Source organism: Marinimicrobium sp. UBA4509, assembly GCF_002388575.1.
Lineage (GTDB): Bacteria > Pseudomonadota > Gammaproteobacteria > Pseudomonadales > Cellvibrionaceae > Marinimicrobium > Marinimicrobium koreense.
Window position 1 is genome coordinate 1 of record NZ_DGMV01000079.1, and the last position, 501, is coordinate 501.

The following is a 501-nucleotide window of genomic DNA, read 5'->3' on the forward strand; positions in this document are numbered from 1 at the left end:
GAAGGCTATATGGACGTGGTGGCCCTGGCCCAGTTCGGCATCCGCTACGGTGTCGCCACCCTGGGTACCGCCTGCGGCGAGGACCACCTGGCACTGGCATTCAAACACACCCGGGAAGTGGTGTTCTGCTTTGACGGCGACAAGGCCGGGCGCAGCGCCGCCGAGCGCGCCCTGGCCGCCGCCCTGCCGGTGATGGAAGACGGCCGACAGGTGAAATTCCTGTTCCTGCCCGAAGGCGAGGACCCGGACACCCTGGTGCGCCAGATCGGCGCTGAAAAATTCAGCAACATGGTGGACATGGCGGTCCCGCTGGAAGATTACCTGTTCGATGCGCTCAGCGCCGACCTTAATCCGCGCAGCCTTGAGGGCCGGGCGCTGCTCAGCAAGCGCGCCGCTCCCCTGCTCCACCAACTGCCCCGGGGCGTCTTCCGGGAACTGATGTTCGACCGCCTCGCGCAGCGGACCGGCCTGAACCGGGACACCCTGATGGAGCTGGTGCAC

Annotated in this window: 1 protein-coding gene; it reads left to right on the forward strand. The window is 66.9% G+C overall.

All coding sequences use genetic code 11. From position 1 onward, the window contains the following. On the forward strand, positions 1-501 hold a 501-nt coding region (locus B3520_RS14775; RefSeq protein ID WP_286876365.1), incomplete at both ends, for a toprim domain-containing protein.